The organism is Bacillus sp. FSL K6-6038, from assembly GCF_038050455.1.
In the GTDB taxonomy this organism is placed as follows: Bacteria; Bacillota; Bacilli; order Bacillales; family Bacillaceae_G; genus Bacillus_A; species Bacillus_A pseudomycoides.
This window is the reverse complement of sequence record NZ_JBBOUH010000001.1, coordinates 4,694,877-4,718,234: the sequence shown is the minus strand read 5'-3', so window position 1 is coordinate 4,718,234 and position 23,358 is coordinate 4,694,877. Positions and strand designations below refer to the sequence as shown.

20 protein-coding genes, 15 tRNA genes, 3 rRNA genes and 1 pseudogene are annotated in these 23,358 nt (G+C 41.1%); 29 read left to right on the top strand and 10 right to left on the bottom strand.

The genetic code is table 11. The features are described from left to right. Positions 1–555: 555 nt before the first annotated feature. Positions 556–1,248: a DNA alkylation repair protein gene (locus NSQ40_RS24920; RefSeq protein WP_003201602.1), complete on the bottom strand. Its 693-nt coding sequence runs from the start codon at positions 1,246–1,248 to the stop codon at positions 556–558. A gap of 98 nt (positions 1,249–1,346) precedes the next feature. On the opposite strand from NSQ40_RS24920, the gene NSQ40_RS24915 reads away from it, so the two are divergent. Then, positions 1,347–1,808: a hypothetical protein gene (locus tag NSQ40_RS24915; protein ID WP_003208937.1), complete on the top strand. Its 462-nt coding sequence runs from the start codon at positions 1,347–1,349 to the stop codon at positions 1,806–1,808. Between the two features lie 131 nt (positions 1,809–1,939). Here NSQ40_RS24915 and NSQ40_RS24910 read toward each other — a convergent pair whose 3' ends face one another. Together NSQ40_RS24910 and NSQ40_RS24905 are read right to left on the bottom strand one after the other, a co-directional pair. Continuing rightward, positions 1,940–2,074, bottom strand: a complete 135-nt coding sequence (locus tag NSQ40_RS24910) for a hypothetical protein (protein ID WP_258248532.1) — start codon at positions 2,072–2,074, stop codon at positions 1,940–1,942. A gap of 15 nt (positions 2,075–2,089) precedes the next feature. Continuing rightward, a complete protein-coding gene (locus NSQ40_RS24905) occupies positions 2,090–3,415 on the bottom strand; it encodes an ArsB/NhaD family transporter (RefSeq protein ID WP_033796519.1) in 1,326 nt (441 codons plus the stop codon). A 277-nt stretch (positions 3,416–3,692) separates the two neighbouring features. On the opposite strand from NSQ40_RS24905, the gene kapD reads away from it, so the two are divergent. Next, entirely contained in the window at positions 3,693–4,316 is a 624-nt protein-coding gene (kapD, locus tag NSQ40_RS24900) for a 3'-5' exonuclease KapD (protein WP_003201608.1), read from the top strand. Positions 4,317–4,357: 41 nt separating this feature from the next. Here the strand turns inward: kapD and NSQ40_RS24895 are convergent, their stop codons facing one another. After that, positions 4,358–4,741: a kinase-associated lipoprotein B gene (locus tag NSQ40_RS24895; protein ID WP_033796520.1), complete on the bottom strand. Its 384-nt coding sequence runs from the start codon at positions 4,739–4,741 to the stop codon at positions 4,358–4,360. A gap of 153 nt (positions 4,742–4,894) precedes the next feature. Here NSQ40_RS24895 and NSQ40_RS24890 point away from each other — a divergent pair. The 3 genes and pseudogenes from NSQ40_RS24890 to NSQ40_RS24880 form a co-directional block, all read left to right on the top strand. Continuing rightward, positions 4,895–5,032, top strand: a pseudogene (locus tag NSQ40_RS24890) (ThiJ/PfpI family protein); the annotation flags it as partial. Further along, positions 5,031–5,207 (top strand): hypothetical protein, encoded by a 177-nt coding sequence (locus tag NSQ40_RS24885; protein WP_003201612.1) that lies wholly within the window; start codon positions 5,031–5,033, stop codon positions 5,205–5,207. The pseudogene NSQ40_RS24890 and the gene NSQ40_RS24885, both read left to right, overlap by 2 nt. 69 nt (positions 5,208–5,276) lie before the next feature. After that, positions 5,277–5,816: a superoxide dismutase family protein gene (locus tag NSQ40_RS24880; protein WP_018767499.1), complete on the top strand. Its 540-nt coding sequence runs from the start codon at positions 5,277–5,279 to the stop codon at positions 5,814–5,816. Between the two features lie 35 nt (positions 5,817–5,851). On the opposite strand, the gene NSQ40_RS24875 is transcribed toward NSQ40_RS24880, so the two are convergent. Then, entirely contained in the window at positions 5,852–7,003 is a 1,152-nt protein-coding gene (locus NSQ40_RS24875) for a MalY/PatB family protein (protein WP_003201616.1), read from the bottom strand. Positions 7,004–7,120: 117 nt separating this feature from the next. Between NSQ40_RS24875 and NSQ40_RS24870 the strand changes: the two genes are divergently transcribed. Then, positions 7,121–7,372, top strand: a complete 252-nt coding sequence (locus NSQ40_RS24870; RefSeq protein WP_003201618.1) for a DUF1871 family protein — start codon at positions 7,121–7,123, stop codon at positions 7,370–7,372. 220 nt (positions 7,373–7,592) lie between these two features. Here NSQ40_RS24870 and NSQ40_RS24865 read toward each other — a convergent pair whose 3' ends face one another. After that, complete coding sequence (locus tag NSQ40_RS24865) at positions 7,593–8,432, bottom strand: alpha/beta fold hydrolase (protein ID WP_003201620.1); 840 nt, start codon at positions 8,430–8,432, stop codon at positions 7,593–7,595. A 109-nt stretch (positions 8,433–8,541) separates the two neighbouring features. Further along, on the bottom strand, positions 8,542–9,534 hold the full coding sequence (locus NSQ40_RS24860) for a 2-hydroxyacid dehydrogenase (RefSeq protein WP_033797081.1): 993 nt from the start codon (positions 9,532–9,534) through the stop codon (positions 8,542–8,544). Between the two features lie 83 nt (positions 9,535–9,617). On the opposite strand from NSQ40_RS24860, the gene NSQ40_RS24855 reads away from it, so the two are divergent. From NSQ40_RS24855 to yugI, 3 genes are all read left to right on the top strand, one after another. Beyond that, entirely contained in the window at positions 9,618–10,115 is a 498-nt protein-coding gene (locus NSQ40_RS24855) for an Lrp/AsnC family transcriptional regulator (RefSeq protein ID WP_003201624.1), read from the top strand. Then, positions 10,112–11,302, top strand: coding sequence for an aminotransferase (locus NSQ40_RS24850; protein ID WP_041488601.1), 1,191 nt, complete (start codon positions 10,112–10,114; stop codon positions 11,300–11,302). The genes NSQ40_RS24855 and NSQ40_RS24850 overlap by 4 nt, the downstream gene beginning before the upstream one ends. Before the next feature lie 305 nt (positions 11,303–11,607). Beyond that, a complete protein-coding gene (gene yugI, locus NSQ40_RS24845; protein WP_018767503.1) occupies positions 11,608–11,952 on the top strand; it encodes a S1 domain-containing post-transcriptional regulator GSP13 in 345 nt (114 codons plus the stop codon). A 119-nt stretch (positions 11,953–12,071) separates the two neighbouring features. On the opposite strand, the gene NSQ40_RS24840 is transcribed toward yugI, so the two are convergent. Further along, a complete protein-coding gene (locus NSQ40_RS24840) occupies positions 12,072–12,305 on the bottom strand; it encodes a DUF378 domain-containing protein (RefSeq protein WP_003201633.1) in 234 nt (77 codons plus the stop codon). A gap of 355 nt (positions 12,306–12,660) precedes the next feature. Here NSQ40_RS24840 and NSQ40_RS24835 point away from each other — a divergent pair, with 355 nt between their 5' ends. Together NSQ40_RS24835 and NSQ40_RS24830 are read left to right on the top strand one after the other, a co-directional pair. Continuing rightward, positions 12,661–14,013 (top strand): glucose-6-phosphate isomerase, encoded by a 1,353-nt coding sequence (locus NSQ40_RS24835; RefSeq protein WP_003201635.1) that lies wholly within the window; start codon positions 12,661–12,663, stop codon positions 14,011–14,013. A 298-nt stretch (positions 14,014–14,311) separates the two neighbouring features. After that, positions 14,312–14,722, top strand: coding sequence for a YugN-like family protein (locus tag NSQ40_RS24830; protein WP_018782835.1), 411 nt, complete (start codon positions 14,312–14,314; stop codon positions 14,720–14,722). Here NSQ40_RS24830 and NSQ40_RS24825 read toward each other — a convergent pair. Together NSQ40_RS24825 and NSQ40_RS24820 are read right to left on the bottom strand one after the other, a co-directional pair. Next, positions 14,712–15,707, bottom strand: a complete 996-nt coding sequence (locus NSQ40_RS24825; protein ID WP_033796522.1) for a potassium channel family protein — start codon at positions 15,705–15,707, stop codon at positions 14,712–14,714. The two genes, NSQ40_RS24830 and NSQ40_RS24825, sit on opposite strands and share 11 nt — an antisense overlap. Before the next feature lie 104 nt (positions 15,708–15,811). Beyond that, positions 15,812–16,492, bottom strand: a complete 681-nt coding sequence (locus NSQ40_RS24820) for an MgtC/SapB family protein (RefSeq protein WP_003201638.1) — start codon at positions 16,490–16,492, stop codon at positions 15,812–15,814. 668 nt (positions 16,493–17,160) lie between these two features. On the opposite strand from NSQ40_RS24820, the gene NSQ40_RS24815 reads away from it, so the two are divergent. From NSQ40_RS24815 to NSQ40_RS24730, 18 genes are all read left to right on the top strand, one after another. Beyond that, a 16S ribosomal RNA gene (locus tag NSQ40_RS24815) occupies positions 17,161–18,712 on the top strand. Between the two features lie 146 nt (positions 18,713–18,858). Beyond that, a 23S ribosomal RNA gene (locus tag NSQ40_RS24810) occupies positions 18,859–21,780 on the top strand. Positions 21,781–21,882: 102 nt separating this feature from the next. Beyond that, positions 21,883–21,998, top strand: a 5S ribosomal RNA gene (rrf, locus tag NSQ40_RS24805). The 16S, 23S and 5S rRNA genes sit together here with 15 tRNA genes alongside, the layout of an rRNA operon. A 4-nt stretch (positions 21,999–22,002) precedes the next feature. Continuing rightward, positions 22,003–22,078, top strand: a tRNA-Val gene (locus NSQ40_RS24800). 6 nt (positions 22,079–22,084) lie between these two features. Next, positions 22,085–22,160 (top strand) — tRNA-Thr (locus tag NSQ40_RS24795). A 9-nt stretch (positions 22,161–22,169) separates the two neighbouring features. Then, positions 22,170–22,245: transfer RNA gene (locus NSQ40_RS24790), tRNA-His, on the top strand. Positions 22,246–22,269: 24 nt separating this feature from the next. Then, positions 22,270–22,350, top strand: a tRNA-Leu gene (locus NSQ40_RS24785). Between the two features lie 29 nt (positions 22,351–22,379). Further along, a tRNA-Gly gene (locus tag NSQ40_RS24780) sits at positions 22,380–22,454 on the top strand. A gap of 16 nt (positions 22,455–22,470) precedes the next feature. Beyond that, positions 22,471–22,559: transfer RNA gene (locus NSQ40_RS24775), tRNA-Leu, on the top strand. 3 nt (positions 22,560–22,562) lie between these two features. Beyond that, positions 22,563–22,636 (top strand) — tRNA-Arg (locus tag NSQ40_RS24770). Between the two features lie 10 nt (positions 22,637–22,646). Next, positions 22,647–22,720: transfer RNA gene (locus tag NSQ40_RS24765), tRNA-Pro, on the top strand. Positions 22,721–22,734: 14 nt separating this feature from the next. Then, positions 22,735–22,807: transfer RNA gene (locus tag NSQ40_RS24760), tRNA-Ala, on the top strand. A gap of 16 nt (positions 22,808–22,823) precedes the next feature. Next, a tRNA-Met gene (locus tag NSQ40_RS24755) sits at positions 22,824–22,900 on the top strand. Positions 22,901–22,904: 4 nt separating this feature from the next. Beyond that, positions 22,905–22,981 (top strand) — tRNA-Ile (locus NSQ40_RS24750). Between the two features lie 17 nt (positions 22,982–22,998). Then, positions 22,999–23,091, top strand: a tRNA-Ser gene (locus NSQ40_RS24745). A 25-nt stretch (positions 23,092–23,116) separates the two neighbouring features. Continuing rightward, a tRNA-Met gene (locus tag NSQ40_RS24740) sits at positions 23,117–23,193 on the top strand. A gap of 2 nt (positions 23,194–23,195) precedes the next feature. Next, a tRNA-Asp gene (locus NSQ40_RS24735) sits at positions 23,196–23,271 on the top strand. 11 nt (positions 23,272–23,282) lie between these two features. Beyond that, positions 23,283–23,358, top strand: a tRNA-Phe gene (locus tag NSQ40_RS24730).

Here is a 23,358-nt window from a genome sequence, read left to right as displayed (position 1 = left end):
GCCTTGAAATACAAAAAAGCTCGTCTCTAGGCATTTTTGCCTAGGGACGAGCTTGTATACCCGCGGTTCCACCCTAGTTGATGTGTGCGTAAACACACATCCACTTTATCACGTATTGCTCGAGACTGCCGTTTCCTTGCTTTTTCAGGCTTTCACTATCCCTGAATCGCTTTTTGTGCAAGTACTTATAAGTCTGTCATCGCTACTATATTTTATAATAATGACCATATTCTATCATGTTCCTTTTTAAATCACAATAGAGGAACGATTGTATCTGTATAAATACAAATTGAAGAAAGGATAGAAAACCTTTCTTTTTTAGATGGGAGAGAGCGTCCGCCCATGGCTAGAAGCGGACAGTGACTTTTTTAGCCCCATGCCAAGTGAAAACAAAAGGAGAAAATAAGTGGATATCTTCTTTTGTTTTCATGGCAGGGACTGATATGTTGGAAAATCAAGATGGATATATATGATAGAGTTTCGCCTATTTTACTATTCTTTATCATTTTAACCGAGAAGACCCCCTCCTCTAAATGAAGTGAAGGTGGGGGTAGTTCAATCTGAAGAGGTGCTCATAGTAGAGCGAATATGTTTAATTGCTTCACGTTTGCTTAGAGGAGCAAGTTCATGATTTTGAACATATTCCCATACAACATCTGGGCTTGTTTTTGCGTATTCACGAAGTACCCAGCCGATTGCTTTTTGGATGAAAAATTCTTTTGAAGATTTGAGTTGTCCAATGATTGAGAAGAGAAGTTTTTCATCCATTTGTTCTTTATATTTTAGTTGAAATAAGATTGCGGAGCGCTGTAACCATATATTTTCTGAAGCAATCCATTTCGGGATGTATGTTTGAATGGCTTCTGGATGTTTCAAAAAAATGCTTCCTAGGGAGGTAGGAACAATGCCATCAACGGAATCCCACCATGATTTCGTTATAATGAGTTCTTCTAAGAACGGGATGTGAGTTTTATCGAGATGCTTTTTATATTTCTGTAATAGATCGAGAGCGGCGGCTTGGAATTCGCGTTCTGGTAAATCCCAAAGTCCAAGGATGACGGTTTGAAAGTCCTCTTTGTCTGGAAGTTTATGTACTTGTATGACTTCACGTAATAGCTTTCTTCTTTCTGGTGTTTGAATACCGAGAAATGGGAAATGATTTTTCATATAACGATCCATTGGTTCTGCTTTTTCAGGATTTTGATGTGCGATAAACTGTTGCTGTAAGGCTTTTACAAATGGGTGCATAAAATTGTTCTCCTTTCATGGTCTTTGTTCATATTATATAAAGAAGTGATATGAAATGGATATAAGAAATCCGATGAGAGTAGAAAGGAGAGGGAGCGATGGAAGATCAAAGTATATTAGCGGGTTTTTTTGCTCTTAGTTTTGTTGCTATTGTTATTATTTTAATCTGGGCATTTATTGCGTATTTGTTAACTGCATTTGCACTCTATACAATGGCAAAAAATGATGGTGCTGAAGATGGCATTCTTGCTTTTATTCCATTTTTAAATAGTAAAGTATGGGGGGATTTGGCAAGGGAGAAGTTACCTGACTTTTTGAAAGAAGGGGCTGGATGGAAAGTATTCGGTATATACGTTGCTTGTTTTATTTTGAACTTCATTCCAATCATAAGCCTTTTAGCAAGTGTTGTAGTACTTGTTCTGTCGATTTACTTAGTATACGCCATTTTGGAGCGTTATGGTACGAACGCAATATTATTTACAGTCATCCATGTGATAACATGTTCTATTTTTCTTCCGATTCACTTGTTTTTGATTCGAAATGAGCCAACGAAATATTAGGATTTATTATGAATAATAATGTTGCATATTGTCGAACGGTCGATATGTTGTTTCGAACCGCCGATATATGATGGAAAATAGAAAGGGAAAAGGCTATCGCATCTAGCGATAGCCTTTTTTGGATAGTGATTCTAAGCGAGCCACTTCCGCTTTTTATGAAATCCAGCTCCAGTGGCTAGAATGTTCGGTGGCTTCGCTTCTTCCGCCGAGGTAAAGAGCGCCTCTATGTCAGAAGCTCCATCCCCTTCACATTCTAAGCGAACCACTCCCGCTTTTTATACCTACATTAAGTAACGCAGATAAATATAAATGTGAGAAACAATTAATGAAACAATCATAATTGGGAAACCGACTTTTAGGAAGTCCACGTAGCTAAATCGATGTCCTTCACGGCTTGCGATTCCAGCAACGATTACGTTAGCGGAAGCACCGATTAATGTTCCGTTTCCACCTAGACAGGCTCCTAATGCTAATGACCACCATAATACATCGATTTGTGCATCAGAAGGTGATAGACCAAGACCGACTGCCATATCGTTAATAAGTGGAATCATTGTTGCAACGAACGGAATGTTATCGATTGTTGCTGAAGCAATGCCGGATACCCATAAAATAAGGATGGATGCGTAAGAAATATCTCCGCCTGTTAAACCGATTACTTTTTGGGCTAACATTTTGATAAGTCCGATATCAATAAGTCCACCAACGAGTACGAATAGACCAGCAAAGAAGAAAATTGTAATCCACTCTACGTGAGCGAATACTTCTTCAATTTCATGCTCTTTTACACCGATTAGCATAAGTACAGTAGCACCTGTTAATGCGATTACTGCGGCGTCAATGTGGAAAATAGAATGAGTCATAAAACCGAGGATTGTAAGTCCAAGTACAGTTAAAGATTTTTTCATTAGTACAGCATCTTTAATGTATTGTTTTTCGTCTAAGCTCATTAGTTTTTTAATTTGTATAGGGTCAGCAATTAATTGCTTGCGGTACATAAAGTAAATCATTATCGCGGTAACAGCGATAATAATTAGTACGATTGGGGCTAAGTTGAATAAGAAAGCATTAAAATCTAAATGCTTGTTTGCAGAACCAATCATAATGTTTGGTGGGTCACCAATTAATGTTGCAGTTCCCCCAATATTTGAAAAAATAATTTCGGAAAGTAAATATGGAACAGGATTTACTTGTAAAATGCGCGTAATAGATAAAGTAACCGGAACAACAAGAAGTACAGTTGTTACGTTATCTAGAAATGCGGAACCGAGCGCGGTAAGCAAAGAAAGAGAAATTAAGATTTTAATTGGATTTCCTTGTGCTTGTTTAGCGGCTTTAATTGCAACATATTGGAATACGCCTGATTTACTTGTGATGTTTACTAATATCATCATACCGATCAGTAGCGTGATGGTTCCCCATTCAATATGTTTTGTAAAAGCGTTGTGCAAGTCGACGACACCAAAGATGACCATAAGTGCTGCACCGAGAAGTGCGATAACAGCACGGTTAATTTTTTCTGAAATGATAATGGCATATGTAATTAGAAAGACTGCGATTGCAAAGTAATATTGCCAGTTAGCGATTTCTTGCGTTGTTTCGTGCAAAAATTCCATCTCCTTTCGGGTAACTTTTCTTAGTGTGTCATAAATTTCTGGAAGAAACACACTTAAAGCCATTATAAAGTAGAAAAATGTCGGATGTAAATGAAAGGGTTTGTTTTGTCATATTTTCTGTACAAATGAATTTTTCTTCTTTTTAAAAATATTTGTGGTTATTTGACATATACATAAGATACATCAATCTGAATGTATCTTATGTAATAGCATTCGAGCCTGTTCGTGTAGGAGTACAAAGTAGACAGAATGATAAGGAAGGGATCGTATGGATGGACAACAATTTTTATTTTTGGATTTTGAGTTCACGATGCCTCAAAATAGGAAGAAACCAAAGGGTTTTTTTCCAGAAATTATTGAGGTAGGACTCGTATCAGTTGTTGATTGTGTAGTGGAAGATACGTATTCATCGTATGTACGACCGGAAACTTTTTCATGCTTAACAGAGCGGTGTAAAAAATTTTTAGGAATTAATCAGGAAGCGGTAGACGGAGGAATTTCTTTTTTGGAACTTGTCGAGAAACTTGTACAATATGAAAAACGTTGTCAAACAACAATTGTAACGTGGGGTAATATGGATATGAAAGTATTGAAGCATAATTGTGAGGCCATAGGTGCCGAGTTTCCTTTTTCGGGGCAATGCCGAGATTTATCACTGGAGTATAAACGTTTCTTTGGCGAACGGAATCAAACTGGATTATGGAAAGCGATTGAAGCGTACGGGAAAGTAGGAACAGGAAAGCATCATTGCGCGCTTGATGATGCGATAACGACCTATAATATTTTTAAACTGGTTGAAAAGGATAAAGAATATTTAGTAAAACCATCTCCCCCGACTTTAGGTGAACTCATCGATTTTTCAAAGGTGTTAAAGAAAGTGAGTACACAATAGCGACCAAATTACAAACTGTGTAATTTGGTCGTTTTGTTTTTTTACAGCTTGTAATCTTGTTTTAACTGCTGGAGTGTCTGCAAACTACGCCTCGCAAACGGACCATCATCTGCTGAGAATTCATTCATTTGTGCTTCTAGTGCGGATTGTAAGGATTCTTTATAATCCGGAATATCGCCCTCGTATTTTTTCACCATTTGCTGCGGGATATTTGTTTGCTCCCTGAATGCTAAAGCGCGTCTTTCATGGAAAAATGGAACATCCGCTTGTTTTACATTATGTAAATCACCTTGCGTCGGATGTTTTAAAACAGCTAACACTTTCACAACGTAACTTCCAGGACGGCTGTTTGTAATTTCACCGATATACTTTCCTGTTTTATAGATACCAGTAACGATATCACCAATTTGGAATGTTTCGTTCATATTTTTCACCTCAATTTTATAGTAAGGAAAGTGGGGAATAGAGTCAAAGAAATCATTTGCTGGAGAATGATTTTGAGAAGTTAGGTGTGCTTGTGATCAGAGAAATGTTATAATTCGAAATAATATAACAGAAAATTCTGAGGAATCGAAAGGATGAAGGTATGTATCGTTTGCTTCGATGAATTCACAGGTATAGATGTATTTTTGCCGTGGGATTTACTGAATAGAGTAAACTCGATTGGAAGAATAAAAAATTGGGACGTTAAACTTGTAGGGGGGAGTGATCTTCATGATGCCTTTATATTTTCCAGAAGATAAAACAGAATATATTATTCCAGGGATTGTTTGTGTTTTATTTATAATCGGTGCGATTGCAACATGGCGCATGTTTATTCGCGTATCAAAGAGAGAGGCGGAACGTTTGGAGAAAGTGGAGCGAAAGCTGTTAGCGGAAAAGAAACACTAATTCGTTTTTGTATGTTTCCCTCTATGCTCGGACAATCTAAGGGCAGAATGTATTCTGGAGGGAATTGTGATGAAAAAGCAGCTTTTATTCGGGTGTTGTTTGCTGTTTCTTATGGCAGGTTGTGATAAAGGAAATCCGAAAGAAATCGATGTGAAATTATATAATGCTTCTGGTGATAAAGTTGGAACAGCAAAAGTGAAGCAGCAAACAAGTGGTGTGAAAATATCCATTAAGGCAGAAGGATTTTCGCCAGGTGTACATGGATTACATATTCATGAAATTGGAGAGTGTAAAGCACCACGTTTTATATCAGCTGGTAATCATTTTAATTTAGAGAAGAAAAAGAAACATGGACTTATGAATCCAAAAGGTGCAGAGAATGGTGATTTGCCGAATGTTATTGCGGATGATACAGGAAAGATTAAGGCGGAGATTGAAGCGCCTAATGTATCACTTCAAGAAGGGAAAACGACGCTGCATCGAAAAGATGGTGCGTCTATCATTATTACGGAAAAGCCTGATGATGGTATGACGCAACCTGCTGGAAATTCAGGGAATCGAATTGCTTGTGGCGTCATTGTAGAAAAGGCAGCCGCTAAGAAAAAGTAGAAGCTACCTTTGAAAGGGTAGCTTTTTTCAGTTAATTATGAAAATGCACACTTAAGTCTATGTAGTATTTCTTCAAGTTGTCTTCTTGAACAGCCGATGTTAATCCGAATATGTTGTTCTCCACCTGCTCCGTATTTTTCACCTGGTTCAACGATAATTTTCCCGTTTTCTTCAAGCTGTTTTGTTCGTTCTTTTTGAGATAGGTCAAGGCGAGAACAGTCGACCCATAGTAAAAAAGTACCTTCTGATTGAATAACGGAAAGGGTAGGGATATGCTGCTTGATAAATTCACAAGCAAATCGGGCATTTTCTTCTATATATAAACGCATTTCTGCTAGCCAATCGTTACACTCTGTATAGGCGCTTTGCATTGCTACATAAGCAAATGTATTTAACCCATGAAAGCCTTGACGGTGTTGCACAGCTGTAAAGGCATTTCGAAGTTTTTTGTCAGGAATAATAATAATAGATGCCTGTAAGCCTGCGATATTAAATGTTTTACTTGGCGCCATGCAAGTGATTGTACGCGCTGCTAATTGTTTTGACAATGAAGCAAATGGCGTGTGTGTATGACCTGAGAAAATAAGGTCTGCATGAATTTCATCTGAGATAACGGTTACATTATATTGTTCACATAGCGTGCCGAGTTTTGTAAGCTCGTCTTTTGTCCAAACGCGACCAACCGGGTTGTGTGGACTACAAAGAAACATAAGTTTTACACCTTGCTGAAACTGTGTTTCCAAATGTTCAAAATCCATTGTGTATGTGCCGCCCTGTAAAAGTAATGGACTTTCCCATACATGACGGTTATTTTTTGTTACCATGTCAAAGAATGGGGGATAAATAGGTGGTTGTACAAGTACGGCATCATTTTCAGTTGTGAAAGCCTGTACACTAGTGCTAAGAGCAGGAACGATACCTGAACTAAATACAATCCATTCTTCTTTTATATCCCAATTGTATGCACTTTTTGTCCAACGACAAATAATATCTGTTATTTCTTCAGGTGGCATTGTATATCCGAAAATAGGATGCCCAAGGCGTTTTTGCAGTGCAGATTGAATTGGCTCTGGAATAGGGAAATCCATATCTGCAATCCATGCGTGTAACAATTCTTCATTCTTATATGTATCCCACTTTACACTATGTGTTCCCCGGCGGTTTACAGTTTTATGAAATTGCTGCATCTTTTTTGCTCCCTTCTACTTGAATCTATAATTTTGTGAAAGTTCCTCCCTTCTTCTAGAATAGCTGATGTGATACGATAAAGAAAAGAGTGAAAAATAGGAAAAGGCGGGAAGTAGATGGGCGCATATGAAAAGATGGTGGAAATGGTGAAGAATTGGGATCCTTTTCAAATGGGACCGGAATTTTATGAAACAGAAGCAAGCGATGTTGTGTACGTGGTAAGTGCGTTTGACGATCCGAAATATATTGCAAAAAAAATACAGCATATTTATTTTATGTCGTTTGAAGAAGTACCAGCTATTGAAAAATGCGAGAAATTAGCACAGGAATTACTCGTATTAAAAGAAGGCGGAAGTTGTTCATTGTAGGCTGTCGGAAGTTCCGACAGCTTTTTTAGTAGGAAGTTTATCCCGCATTAACTGGCAGTAGCACTCCCACCTCAAAATTCAGCGAAAGCAAAGAAATTAGATCGGGGATGAAGACCTCCCACTGAATAAAGTTTCACTTTATATCGTACCTTGTAGAATGGTTGATATGTTGTGTCGAAGCGCCGATATATTTTAAAAAGCGCTGATGTGTATATGAATACTATTGTGCTGAAAATGCTATGATTTCTTCATATACATGCTCTGGCTTTTCCTCTGGTAGCAAGTGTCCTGTATTTTCGTATGAAATAAATGTAGAGTTTGGCAAGTCTTTGTGTAGCCGGTGCCCGACATGAACGGGAACAACGCGGTCTTTTTCACCCCAAATGAGTAAGGTTGGGGTCTCGATCTTTCGTAATTCAGCTGATGATAAATCTCCTTCTCGGTCCCGGATCATTCGCGTTAAAGCAGGGAAAATGCGGTTATCATAAAAGGGAGCAGCGTACCCTTCCATCATTTCATCATCAATTAAAGAGTGGTCATGAACGACATTCATTAAATTATGAACGATGCCTCTTCTTATAATCCAATTTTTTACGTATAAATGAAAGAACGGTAAATAGGAAGAGTAGATGAGCGGAAACTTTGCTCGTGTTAAGTAGCTTGAGCTACATAGTAAGATTGTTTTTGTAATTAAATCAGGACGTATGCGATTGACATAGAGTGAGATTTGTCCGCCCATTGAATGACCGACTAGCACAATGTTTTGGAGTGCTAAGTGTTCCATTAAATCGATAATTATAGTTGCTAAATTATGATAGGAATATATAAATTGGTTGGACTTATCACTTTTTCCGAACGGTGGTAAATCAAGTGCGACAACCGTTCCTTCTTTTGCAAGCAGTGGGATAAGTCGTCGGTAACTAAATGAGGATGAGAGAAAACCGTGAATGAGTACAAAAGTTGGTTTTTCCTCATTACTCTGGTGTTCATACAATTCGTAATGAACAGTAGTGCCGCGAGTGGAAAAAGTGAAGTAGGGATGCTCTAGCTCATGTTTCATTTTCTTTCACTCCATTGATTTTTTTCATATCATCTCCTAGTAGAAAAAGATTTATGTTAACAAAAAAAGGCAAGATGGGGGTCCATCCTACCTTTTTCAGTGCTAAGTGTTATCCTCGTACAATATTAGGCGGTGTTTTTCCTTGTAACCCTGCAACTAAATTTTCTGCAGCGGTCATTGCCATTTGGTGTCTTGTCTTTAATGTCGCAGATCCGATGTGCGGCAGCGTAACGACGTTTGTTAAAGATAATAACGGATTATCTTTTTCGACCGGTTCCTGTGTAAATGTATCGATACCTGCTGCAAAGATTTTCTTTTGTTTCAGTGCGTCGATTAATGCAGGTTCATCAACTGTTTTCCCGCGGGAAGCATTAATGAAAATAGCTGTTTCTTTCATTAATGAAAATTCCTTTTCTCCAATGAGCTGATATGTTTCTTCTGTTAATGGCGTTAAAAGAACAATGAAATCAGATTGCTTTAGTAGTGTGTGTAAATCACAGTACGCGGCATCAAATTTTTGTTCGGCCTCTTCCTTACGACGCCGATTATAATAAAGGACATTCATATCAAATCCCAATTTTGCGCGCTTGGCAACAGCTTCTCCAATTCGCCCCATTCCAATAATCCCAATTGTACTATGATGTACATCCAGTCCGAAGTGCTTTTTTGTAATTTCGGCATTCCAATTACCGTCTTTCACATAAGAATCAAGCTCACATACGCGTCGTCCAGCTGATAGCATAAGAGCGAAAACAAGATCGGCCACTGTATCATCTAATACATATGGAGTATTCGTTCCAATCACGTTTCTGCCCTGCATCGCTTCTAAATCAAAGTTATCATAGCCAACAGAAATGTTGCTCACAACTTTTAAGTGAGGAGCTGCTCGCAATAACTCTTCGTCGATTTTTGTCCCAAAGTTAAGCAAGCCATGTTTATCTTTTATTTTTTCTAATAGAACTTCACGAGGAATCTTTTCACTACTATCCCATTTTTCATATTCACAATGCTCGGAGAGATATGTTTCTACAAATTTTGGAACGCGTTCAGCGATATATACTTTTGGTTTCACGGTTTCCGCCCCTTTCTTTTTCATTTTCACATAATTCTCTAAAAAAATCTTCTTTTCAAACATAAAAAGGTGTCTGTATAATTTAAAAACAAACAAAAGGAAGGATGAAGAATATGGTGACTGAAAAAGAATTAGAATTATTAGCTTGTCTTGAAAAAAGTAGTCGTTTATCCGTAGAAACTTTAGCAAAAATGTTAAATATAAAAGTAGAAGCAGTAAAAGAAATGGTTGAGAAATTAGAAAGAGAAAAAATCATTGTTGATTATGTTACACATATAGATTGGACAAAAGTAAAAGAACATAGCGGTTTAACAGCTATGATTGATGTGAAAGTTACACCGAAGCACGGTGTTGGCTTTGATTCTGTTGCAGAACAAATTTACCGTTATTCAGAAGTGAAATCGGTTTATTTAATGTCAGGGACATATGACCTTTCTATTACGTTGGAAGGAAAAAGTATGAGTGAAGTGGCAAGTTTTGTTTCTGAAAAGTTAGCAACAATTGAATCAGTTGTGTCAACAACAACACATTTTATTTTGAAAAAATATAAACATGAGGGACTTATTTATGACAAAACTGATGATGATAAACGGATTGTGGTGGCACCATGAAGCAGTTTGAACTATCAAGAGCAGCAGAATCTTTACAATCATCCGGTATCCGTAAGTTTTTTGACTTAGCGGCAGGTATGAAAGGTGTTATTTCACTAGGGGTGGGAGAGCCGGATTTTGTTACACCATGGCATGTGAGACAGGCATGTATTCGTTCGTTAGAAGAAGGATACACAGCATATACTGCGAATGCAGGATTATTAGAGTTACGTCAAGAAATAGCAAAGTATCTTCAAAAGCAATTTCATGTTTCCTATAATGCAGATGAAGAAATTATTGTTACAGTTGGAGCGAGCCAAGCGTTAGATGTTGCGATGCGCGCTATTGTAAATCCTGGCGACGAAGTGATCATCATTGAACCGAGCTTTGTATCATATGGCCCACTTGTTACATTAGCTGGAGGAGTGCCAGTTCCGGTAGCAACTTCATTAGAGGATGCATTTAAAGTACAGTCGGAGCAAATTGAAGCAGCGATTACAACAAAAACAAAAGCAATTTTACTTTGTTCTCCAAATAATCCAACAGGAGCACTTTTAAACAAGTCTGAATTAGAAAAGTTAGCAGTAATCGTTGAAAAGTATAATCTCATTGTACTATCTGATGAAATTTATGCGGAGCTTGTATATGACGAGGCTTATACGAGTTTTGCGAGCATTAAAAATATGCGTGATCATACGATTTTAATTTCAGGATTTTCAAAAGGATTTGCGATGACTGGATGGCGCCTTGGAATGATTGCGGCTCCTGTCCACTTTTCAGAGTTGATGCTGAAAATTCATCAATATTCAATGATGTGCGCACCAACGATGTCACAATTTGCAGCATTAGAAGCGCTTCGTTTTGGAAATGATGAAGTCATTCGAATGAGAGAAAGTTATAAAAAGCGCCGTAATTTTATGACGACATCGTTTAATGAAATGGGCTTAACGTGTCATGTGCCAGGCGGAGCATTCTATGTGTTTCCTTCGATTTCTTCAACAGGATTATCCTCAGCAGAATTTGCGGAACAATTATTGCTAGAAGAAAAAGTTGCAGTTGTACCTGGAAGTGTGTTTGGTGAGAGCGGTGAAGGGTTTATTCGATGTTCATATGCAACTTCGCTTGAACAATTAATGGAAGCCATGAAGCGAATGAAACGATTTGTAGAAAATAAAAAAAGGACAAAACAGAATACGTTTTGTCCATAAAAGGGGGGGAATACTAGAAAGCCATGTGTTAGTATTCTATCCCAATATTTGAAAATTATACTTACTAAAGGAAACTTTTTCATGAATTTTGAATGAAATGGGAGCTGGTGGTATAATTTACTAATATAGAGTGAAGTTTTTCTCAAGTGGGATATTTCTTTCCGCTTGGGAATGAGTCTTCACCAATTGGATATTTATGAGCAGTTACTCACTTTGCGTATACATGCGTTTAAATGTTGAGGTGGGTACTTTTACTGCAACCTGCAAATAGCAGGGAAACTGGTAAACGTATGGGAGTGTTTCATATGTCAGAACAATACACAACAGGAGTGGTTGTAAAAGGGAAAGTAACTGGAATTCAAGATTACGGTGCATTTGTAGCATTGGATCAAGAAACACAAGGACTTGTGCATATATCTGAAATTACAAATGGGTATGTAAAAGATATTCATGATTTTTTAAAGGTTGGAGATATAGTAGAAGTAAAGGTACTTTCAATTGATGAAGAACACAGAAAAATGAGTTTATCGTTAAAAGCAGCAAAGCGTAAGCAAGGAAGAATTATCGTACCAAATCCATCTGATAAAGGATTCAATACGCTTCGCGAGAAGTTAACAGAGTGGATTGAAGAATCACAGTTAACAAAATAAAAGAGAGTCGCTAAATTAGCGATTCTCTTTTATTTTATTATGATATATATTAGCAAATATGATTGCATGCAATCATATTCGTATGTCGGATGGGAAGTGCGAAGTCCGTGCTTCGCTTATTATCGAACTTCGCGTGTTTCTGGGTGTGTTCCGAGATTTTCGGATGGTTTAAATAATAAACCAAGGTTAATCAGCCCAGAAATACCAACGATACCGTAAATGATTCGTGCAAGTGCTGAACTTTGCCCACCGAAGATAGCTGCTACTAAATCAAATTGAAAGAATCCAATTAGTCCCCAGTTGACGGCACCAATTACAGTGAATACTAAAGCAATACGTTGTAAAGTACTCATCTTGAGTAATCCTCCTTAAATTTGAAGCATAAGCAAGCCTTTAGTTTTCGTGAGTAGTAAGAATCCACCTATATTGGGTTGGTGGGTATAAAGCGAAATCCGAAAATGGAAGTGCGCTTTATACAACTTAACTCTCTTATAGAATGACTCTCCTTTGTTGTTTTTATACACAAAAAATATTCATTACAGGATGTATATACATCTATACTTTAAAATGCGAATTTTTATGCGAAAAATGAACTTTTTTTAAAAAATACATATTGGTTACGTTTACAATTCTCCAATTGCTTGATTTACAATCCCAGTTTCGCTAAAGTGAATACAGAAATACATATACATAATTGGAGGGAAAAAAATGAGCACACATGTGACGTTCGATTATTCTAAAGCGTTATCGTTCATCAGTGAACAAGAACTAACTTATTTACGTGATGCAGTAAAAGTATCACACCATGCAATCCATGAAAAAACTGGAGCTGGGAACGATTTCCTTGGGTGGGTAGAGCTTCCGCTTCAATATGATAAAGAAGAATTTGCTCGCATTCAAAAAAGTGCAGAGAAAATTAAAAATGACTCTGACATTTTACTTGTTATAGGTATTGGTGGTTCTTACTTAGGAGCACGTGCAGCAATTGAAATGTTAAACCATTCTTTCTACAATACGCTTTCTAAAGAACAACGCAAAACTCCACAAGTGCTATTTGTTGGACAAAATATTAGCTCCACTTATATGAAAGATTTAATGGATGTATTAGAAGGTAAAGATTTCTCCATTAACGTTATTTCCAAATCAGGTACAACAACAGAACCTGCAATTGCATTCCGTATTTTCCGTAAATTGTTAGAAGAGAAATATGGAAAAGAAGAAGCGCGTAGACGTATTTATGCAACAACTGATAAAGCGCGTGGTGCTTTAAAAACATTAGCTGACGAAGAAGGATACGAAACATTCGTAATTCCAGATGATGTTGGCGGTCGTTTCTCTGTATTAACACCAGTTGGTTTATTACCAATTGCAGTGAGTGGTTTAAATATTGAAGAGATGATGCAAGGTGCAGCTGCCGGACATGATGACTTTGCAAAATCTGAGCTGGAAGAAAACCCTGCTTACCAATATGCAGTTGTACGTAATGCTCTATATAATAAAGGAAAAACGATTGAAATGCTTGTTAACTATGAGCCAGCACTTCAATATTTTGCTGAGTGGTGGAAACAACTATTTGGCGAAAGTGAAGGGAAAGATCAAAAAGGAATTTTCCCATCTTCAGCAAACTTCTCTACTGATTTACATTCATTAGGTCAATACATTCAAGAAGGACGTCGTGACTTATTTGAAACAGTTCTTAAAGTAGGAAAATCTACACATGAACTAAAAATTGAATTAGATGAGAACGATTTAGATGGTCTGAACTACCTTGCTGGTGAAACAGTAGACTTCGTAAACACAAAAGCATACGAAGGTACATTACTAGCTCATAGTGATGGCGGGGTACCAAACTTAATCGTAAACATTCCAGAATTAAATGAATACACATTCGGTTACCTTGTATACTTCTTTGAAAAGGCATGTGCGATGAGCGGTTACCTATTAGGTGTAAATCCATTTGACCAACCAGGTGTAGAAGCATACAAGAAAAACATGTTTGCTCTTCTTGGAAAACCAGGATTCGAAGAATTAAAAGCAGAATTAGAAGAACGTTTGAAGTAAGAAAAGCGGAAGCGGCTTGCTCAGAACCGCAAGGTATTGGAGTTCTCGACGAAGAAGTGTTTTTTACTTCGACCGAGAGAGCGAAATGACCGGAGGCCCTAGCCGCTGTAGCTGGATAAAGAAAAGAGGAAAAAGCTATCGGGATAGTCCCGATAGCTTTTTTTATTGGAAAGATTGGGATGAGACTTGTCAAATGTTACTGAATAGTCGATAAGTTGTGTCGAATCGCCGATATATCGATATTAGAACAAATACGAATCGGGCATGCTAAGGAAAAAGTCTAGGAAGGATGAATAGCTTGATTCCAATTCAATCAAATTTAGAAGGCCATACATATGCCCTTTTTAAATTAGAAGAAGTATTAAAACCACTTGGTTATAGTATCGGCGGCAATTGGGATTACGACAAAGGATGCTTCGATTATAAAGTAGATGAGGAAGATGGGTATCAATTTTTAAGAGTACCATTTACAGCAGTTGAAGGAGAGCTGGATGTACCAGGAGTAGTTGTTCGCCTTGATACACCGTATCTTCTTTCACATGTATACCAAGACGAACTGGATGATCAGGTAAATACATTAGCAGCTGGAGCAAGTGGGTTAGATCAATTTGCAGAGCCACAAGATGCAGATGGGAATATAAAAAGAAAATATATTGATATTGGAAAGGCATTAGTAAAAGAGTTGGAAAAGCATCTCATTAATGTTTAATTACGATAAATACGTCGCTTTCAATAGTAACGAAGGAATGAATGGGATTGATGTGATATTGTTCATTCCGCTGTACACCTAGCAGTAGGGTGCCTTGTTTTAAAAGGAGGCTACTGCAAGATTCGAAAGTTTTTCCGCTATAAGATGTAGGAACAGTCATCAGCTGCAATTTACTTTCCGAGATTTCATTATAAAGTGTAAATAATACACCTGAAATAGAAGGGAATAAAAGAGATGCAGTAAAGACGTAGCTTGTTAATTTATTTCCTTCTATAATTTCTGTCGCTCCCGCTCTAGTTGCATTTTGAACTTGTTCAGAAGTGAGTAGTTCAGCGATACAGTGAATATTTGGATTCAGTCCTTTAGCAGTTAAAATGTTTAAAATTGATTGTGTGTCAGCTAAGCTTTCATTTTTTTCTTTATCTGCCGTTATTAAAATCGTATGGGCTGTTTTAATATTTGCTTTTAATAAAGTTTGATCATGGTGTGGACATCCTTTAATAAACTCTAAGTGATGGAAAGGTTTTGGAAGCAAGGAAAGGGTTTCGTCGATGAGTACGATATCAAGGTCTGGTTGTAACACATGCATTTGGCTCACGACTTGTTTTGCACGCTCATTCCAGCCGACAATAATCATATGACCATGACAAGAAGCAGCTTCTTCGCCTTTAATTTTCATATATTGCTTACTAATCATTTCGGTAGCGAATAATACCATATAATAGGAGCAGAAACCTGTGCCTAATAAAATGAGAATCATGCCTGTAAGTTTTCCTGCAGGTGTATGTGGAACGTAATCACCGTAACCGACAGTAAAGGTTGTAACAAGCGCCCACCAGATTCCATCAAACCATGTAGAAAAGTAAGTGGGTTCTAATTTATATATTAGAAAACCAAAAACAGTAATAAGTACAACAATGAAGCTAATTAAGCGGAAAATAATGGAGTCGCGAAATACATCTACTAGGTTAGCTCGTGATTTCAAACTTATATTCCTCCTCATTTTGTATAGCTACATTGTTACCATTATGAAAAAAAGAAAAACTCTCTGTTTTGTAAGAGAGTTTTTTCAGTAGTTCATAAGGAATACTACATACTTTCAACTTCCGTTTGCTGTACACTTTCTAAATGTTGCAGCGCATAATAGACGTCAGCTGTATGTCTTTTTTGATCGACAGACAATTTAAGTTGTAAAAAGTGTGAACCATTTTCTAATGTTTTGAGTTTCATGTTTTTTACTTTTATGTCCATTGCTTTTATTTCTTCAATAACAATAGGGATATTGTTCATATTGCTTACAACAAGTTTGACAGCGATATCTCGTTGCCGGAGTGACCTAGGACCTAAAACTTTCATTGTTAATGGAATGAGTTCGACGCTAATCATAAGAAAACACATGCCGAAAATTGCTTCAAGATAAAAACCAGCCCCCACAGCGATTCCAATACCGGAAGCTCCCCAAATCATAGCGGCGGTAGTTAAGCCTGCGATACTGTCATTTCCTCTTCTTAAAATAACACCGGCACCTAAAAAACCAATTCCAGATACAATTTGAGCTGCAAGGCGAAGGGGATCCATGTTGATATGATCTGTATGAGGTAAGTTATAAGCTGATTTAATAGAAACAATCGTGAGGAGACAGCTAATAATTGAAATGACTAAGCACGTTTTTAAACCAAGTGGTTTTCTTTTCAATTCACGTTCTAAACCGATAGCAAATCCTAAAATAGCAGAGAGACCTAACTTGATTAGTAAATCGGTATAGTCCATATGTATATTCCTCCTTGTAAGTTTGTTCGATGTAGTGGTGATGACAATCTATCAATAGAAAGTTCATCTTATAAAGTTGTGAATTGTATCTTTGTAAAGAATATGGATAAGAAGTTATAAACGCGTTGAGACGAATTGAAATGTAGAGAAAAACTGTGTTGATGGAAGATAGGCTGTATGTAAAGAAGAATATTCTATATAAATACAAATTGAAAAACTTACACAAACCTTTTTTAGGCGGGAGAGAGAATCCATCCATGCATAGAAGCGGTCAGCCTCTCTTCCAACCCCATGCCAAGTGAAAGTAAAGAGAGGAACCGAATGCAGGTCACTTCTTGTTCTGTAATAGCAATGATTTATATGTTAGAAAATCAAAATGGATATATATTATATTAATTATATGACGTAAATAGAGAAACTTGGCTATTTTTTATAAAAAGTTTTAAAAGGGTGTTGCATTTCATTTTTCTACATGCTATATTAATAACCGTCGCTGATACGAAACAGCAGAAAGCGAAAAAAGAAATTAAAAAACTTAGTTGACATCGAAAAACGAAGATGTTAACATAAGGAAGTCGCAAATGAGCGACAAACAAGTTCTTTGAAAACTGAACGAAACAAACAACGTGAAACGTCAATTTTTATTTTAGATGCTAGACAAACTAACTTTATTGGAGAGTTTGATCCTGGCTCAGGATGAACGCTGGCGGCGTGCCTAATACATGCAAGTCGAGCGAATGGATTAAGAGCTTGCTCTTATGAAGTTAGCGGCGGACGGGTGAGTAACACGTGGGTAACCTGCCCATAAGACTGGGATAACTCCGGGAAACCGGGGCTAATACCGGATAACATTTTGCACCGCATGGTGCGAAATTCAAAGGCGGCTTCGGCTGTCACTTATGGATGGACCCGCGTCGCATTAGCTAGTTGGTGAGGTAACGGCTCACCAAGGCAACGATGCGTAGCCGACCTGAGAGGGTGATCGGCCACACTGGGACTGAGACACGGCCCAGACTCCTACGGGAGGCAGCAGTAGGGAATCTTCCGCAATGGACGAAAGTCTGACGGAGCAACGCCGCGTGAGTGATGAAGGCTTTCGGGTCGTAAAACTCTGTTGTTAGGGAAGAACAAGTGCTAGTTGAATAAGCTGGCACCTTGACGGTACCTAACCAGAAAGCCACGGCTAACTACGTGCCAGCAGCCGCGGTAATACGTAGGTGGCAAGCGTTATCCGGAATTATTGGGCGTAAAGCGCGCGCAGGTGGTTTCTTAAGTCTGATGTGAAAGCCCACGGCTCAACCGTGGAGGGTCATTGGAAACTGGGAGACTTGAGTGCAGAAGAGGAAAGTGGAATTCCATGTGTAGCGGTGAAATGCGTAGAGATATGGAGGAACACCAGTGGCGAAGGCGACTTTCTGGTCTGTAACTGACACTGAGGCGCGAAAGCGTGGGGAGCAAACAGGATTAGATACCCTGGTAGTCCACGCCGTAAACGATGAGTGCTAAGTGTTAGAGGGTTTCCGCCCTTTAGTGCTGAAGTTAACGCATTAAGCACTCCGCCTGGGGAGTACGGCCGCAAGGCTGAAACTCAAAGGAATTGACGGGGGCCCGCACAAGCGGTGGAGCATGTGGTTTAATTCGAAGCAACGCGAAGAACCTTACCAGGTCTTGACATCCTCTGACAACCCTAGAGATAGGGCTTCCCCTTCGGGGGCAGAGTGACAGGTGGTGCATGGTTGTCGTCAGCTCGTGTCGTGAGATGTTGGGTTAAGTCCCGCAACGAGCGCAACCCTTGATCTTAGTTGCCATCATTAAGTTGGGCACTCTAAGGTGACTGCCGGTGACAAACCGGAGGAAGGTGGGGATGACGTCAAATCATCATGCCCCTTATGACCTGGGCTACACACGTGCTACAATGGACGGTACAAAGAGCTGCAAGACCGCGAGGTGGAGCTAATCTCATAAAACCGTTCTCAGTTCGGATTGTAGGCTGCAACTCGCCTACATGAAGCTGGAATCGCTAGTAATCGCGGATCAGCATGCCGCGGTGAATACGTTCCCGGGCCTTGTACACACCGCCCGTCACACCACGAGAGTTTGTAACACCCGAAGTCGGTGGGGTAACCTTTTTGGAGCCAGCCGCCTAAGGTGGGACAGATGATTGGGGTGAAGTCGTAACAAGGTAGCCGTATCGGAAGGTGCGGCTGGATCACCTCCTTTCTATGGAGAATTGATGAACGCTGTTCATCAATATAAGTTTCCGTGTTTCGTTTTGTTCAGTTTTGAGAGAACTATCTCTCAGAAATAAATGTATGTTCTTTGAAAACTAGATAACAGTGTAGCTCATATTTTTTTAATTTTAGTTTGGTTAAGTTAGAAAGGGCGCACGGTGGATGCCTTGACACTAGGAGTCGATGAAGGACGGGACTAACGCCGATATGCTTCGGGGAGCTGTAAGTAAGCTTTGATCCGAAGATTTCCGAATGGGGAAACCCACCATACGTAATGGTATGGTATCCTTACCTGAATACATAGGGTAAGGAAGACAGACCCAGGGAACTGAAACATCTAAGTACCTGGAGGAAGAGAAAGCAAATGCGATTTCCTGAGTAGCGGCGAGCGAAACGGAATCTAGCCCAAACCAAGAGGCTTGCCTCTTGGGGTTGTAGGACATTCTATACGGAGTTACAAAGGAACGAGGTAGACGAAGCAGCCTGGAAAGGCTCGTCACAGAGGGTAACAACCCCGTAGTCGAAACTTCGTTCTCTCTTGAATGTATCCTGAGTACGGCGGAACACGTGAAATTCCGTCGGAATCTGGGAGGACCATCTCCCAAGGCTAAATACTACCTAGTGATCGATAGTGAACCAGTACCGTGAGGGAAAGGTGAAAAGCACCCCGGAAGGGGAGTGAAAGAGATCCTGAAACCGTGTGCCTACAAATAGTCAGAGCCCGTTAATGGGTGATGGCGTGCCTTTTGTAGAATGAACCGGCGAGTTACGATCCCGTGCGAGGTTAAGCTGAAGAGGCGGAGCCGTAGCGAAAGCGAGTCTGAATAGGGCGTTTAGTACGTGGTCGTAGACCCGAAACCAGGTGATCTACCCATGTCCAGGGTGAAGTTCAGGTAACACTGAATGGAGGCCCGAACCCACGCACGTTGAAAAGTGCGGGGATGAGGTGTGGGTAGCGGAGAAATTCCAATCGAACCTGGAGATAGCTGGTTCTCCCCGAAATAGCTTTAGGGCTAGCCTTAAGTGTAAGAGTCTTGGAGGTAGAGCACTGATTGAACTAGGGGTCCTCATCGGATTACCGAATTCAGTCAAACTCCGAATGCCAATGACTTATCCTTAGGAGTCAGACTGCGAGTGATAAGATCCGTAGTCAAGAGGGAAACAGCCCAGATCGCCAGCTAAGGTCCCAAAGTGTGTATTAAGTGGAAAAGGATGTGGAGTTGCTTAGACAACTAGGATGTTGGCTTAGAAGCAGCCACCATTTAAAGAGTGCGTAATAGCTCACTAGTCGAGTGACTCTGCGCCGAAAATGTACCGGGGCTAAATACACCACCGAAGCTGCGAATTGATACCTATGGTATCAGTGGTAGGGGAGCGTTCTAAGGGCAGTGAAGTCAGACCGTAAGGACTGGTGGAGCGCTTAGAAGTGAGAATGCCGGTATGAGTAGCGAAAGACGGGTGAGAATCCCGTCCACCGAATGCCTAAGGTTTCCTGAGGAAGGCTCGTCCGCTCAGGGTTAGTCAGGACCTAAGCCGAGGCCGACAGGCGTAGGCGATGGACAACAGGTTGATATTCCTGTACCACCTCTTTATCGTTTGAGCAATGGAGGGACGCAGAAGGATAGAAGAAGCGTGCGATTGGTTGTGCACGTCCAAGCAGTTAGGCTGATAAGTAGGCAAATCCGCTTATCGTGAAGGCTGAGCTGTGATGGGGAAGCTCCTTATGGAGCGAAGTCTTTGATTCCCCGCTGCCAAGAAAAGCTTCTAGCGAGATAAAAGGTGCCTGTACCGCAAACCGACACAGGTAGGCGAGGAGAGAATCCTAAGGTGTGCGAGAGAACTCTGGTTAAGGAACTCGGCAAAATGACCCCGTAACTTCGGGAGAAGGGGTGCTTTCTTAACGGAAAGCCGCAGTGAATAGGCCCAAGCGACTGTTTAGCAAAAACACAGGTCTCTGCGAAGCCGTAAGGCGAAGTATAGGGGCTGACACCTGCCCGGTGCTGGAAGGTTAAGGAGAGGGGTTAGCGTAAGCGAAGCTCTGAACTGAAGCCCCAGTAAACGGCGGCCGTAACTATAACGGTCCTAAGGTAGCGAAATTCCTTGTCGGGTAAGTTCCGACCCGCACGAAAGGTGTAACGATTTGGGCACTGTCTCAACCAGAGACTCGGTGAAATTATAGTACCTGTGAAGATGCAGGTTACCCGCGACAGGACGGAAAGACCCCGTGGAGCTTTACTGTAGCCTGATATTGAATTTTGGTACAGTTTGTACAGGATAGGCGGGAGCCTTTGAAGCCGGAGCGCTAGCTTCGGTGGAGGCGCTGGTGGGATACCGCCCTGACTGTATTGAAATTCTAACCTACGGGTCTTATCGACCCGGGAGACAGTGTCAGGTGGGCAGTTTGACTGGGGCGGTCGCCTCCTAAAGTGTAACGGAGGCGCCCAAAGGTTCCCTCAGAATGGTTGGAAATCATTCGTAGAGTGCAAAGGCATAAGGGAGCTTGACTGCGAGACCTACAAGTCGAGCAGGGACGAAAGTCGGGCTTAGTGATCCGGTGGTTCCGCATGGAAGGGCCATCGCTCAACGGATAAAAGCTACCCCGGGGATAACAGGCTTATCTCCCCCAAGAGTCCACATCGACGGGGAGGTTTGGCACCTCGATGTCGGCTCATCGCATCCTGGGGCTGTAGTCGGTCCCAAGGGTTGGGCTGTTCGCCCATTAAAGCGGTACGCGAGCTGGGTTCAGAACGTCGTGAGACAGTTCGGTCCCTATCCGTCGTGGGCGTAGGAAATTTGAGAGGAGCTGTCCTTAGTACGAGAGGACCGGGATGGACGCACCGCTGGTGTACCAGTTGTTCTGCCAAGGGCATAGCTGGGTAGCTATGTGCGGAAGGGATAAGTGCTGAAAGCATCTAAGCATGAAGCCCCCCTCAAGATGAGATTTCCCATAGCGTAAGCTAGTAAGATCCCTGAAAGATGATCAGGTTGATAGGTTCGAGGTGGAAGCATGGTGACATGTGGAGCTGACGAATACTAATAGATCGAGGACTTAACCATATAATATGAAGCAAATGTTATCTAGTTTTGAGAGAATATAAAAAAACTTGTTGACTTTTCAAGTGAATAAGTTATAATAATCATTGTCTCAAATGAATAATGTCTGGTAATGATGGCAGAGAGGTCACACCCGTTCCCATACCGAACACGGAAGTTAAGCTCTCTAGCGCCGATGGTAGTTGGGACCTTGTCCCTGTGAGAGTAGGACGTTGCCAGGCAAATGGAGGATTAGCTCAGCTGGGAGAGCACCTGCCTTACAAGCAGGGGGTCGGCGGTTCGATCCCGTCATCCTCCACCATATATTGCCGGCTTAGCTCAATTGGTAGAGCAACTGACTTGTAATCAGTAGGTTGGGGGTTCAAGTCCTCTAGCCGGCACCAGCAACTATGGCGGTTGTGGCGAAGTGGTTAACGCACCGGATTGTGGCTCCGGCATTCGTGGGTTCGATTCCCATCAGTCGCCCCATTTTTTCTTAAAAAATTATATTATGCGGGTGTGGCGGAATTGGCAGACGCACCAGACTTAGGATCTGGCGCCTTTGGCGTGGGGGTTCGACTCCCTTCACCCGCACTTTTAATAAAATATCTCATACATGTCTTGCGGAAGTAGTTCAGTGGTAGAATACAACCTTGCCAAGGTTGGGGTCGCGGGTTCGAATCCCGTCTTCCGCTCCAATTTTCAATATGACATGCCGGGGTGGCGGAACAGGCAGACGCACAGGACTTAAAATCCTGCGGTGGGTGACCACCGTGCGGGTTCGACCCCCGCCCTCGGCACCATATGCGCCCGTAGCTCAATTGGATAGAGCGTTTGACTACGGATCAAAAGGTTAGGGGTTCGAGTCCTCTCGGGCGCGCTTTTATTAACGGGAAGTGGCTCAGCTTGGTAGAGCACCTGGTTTGGGACCAGGGGGTCGCAGGTTCAAATCCTGTCTTCCCGATATTTTTAAAACATGGGGCCTTAGCTCAGCTGGGAGAGCGCCTGCCTTGCACGCAGGAGGTCAGCGGTTCGATCCCGCTAGGCTCCACTTATAACTTTATTATGGCGGTGTAGCTCAGCTGGCTAGAGCGTACGGTTCATACCCGTGAGGTCGGGGGTTCGATCCCCTCCGCCGCTACCATAAAGGACCTTTAGCTCAGCTGGTTAGAGCAGACGGCTCATAACCGTCCGGTCGTAGGTTCGAGTCCTACAAGGTCCACCATTTAAAGTAAATTCCCTGGAGGTATACCCAAGTCTGGCTGAAGGGATCGGTCTTGAAAACCGACAGGCGGCGAGAGTCGCGCGGGGGTTCGAATCCCTCTACCTCCTCCATTTTTTTAAAAGAATATTGTATCGTCGCGGGGTGGAGCAGTCTGGTAGCTCGTCGGGCTCATAACCCGAAGGTCGCAGGTTCAAATCCTGTCCCCGCAACCAATGGTCCCGTGGTGTAGTGGTTAACATGCCTGCCTGTCACGCAGGAGATCGCCGGTTCGACCCCGGTCGGGACCGCCATTTTACATAAAGGCTCGGTAGCTCAGTCGGTAGAGCAGAGGACTGAAAATCCTCGTGTCGGCGGTTCGATTCCGTCCCGAGCCACCA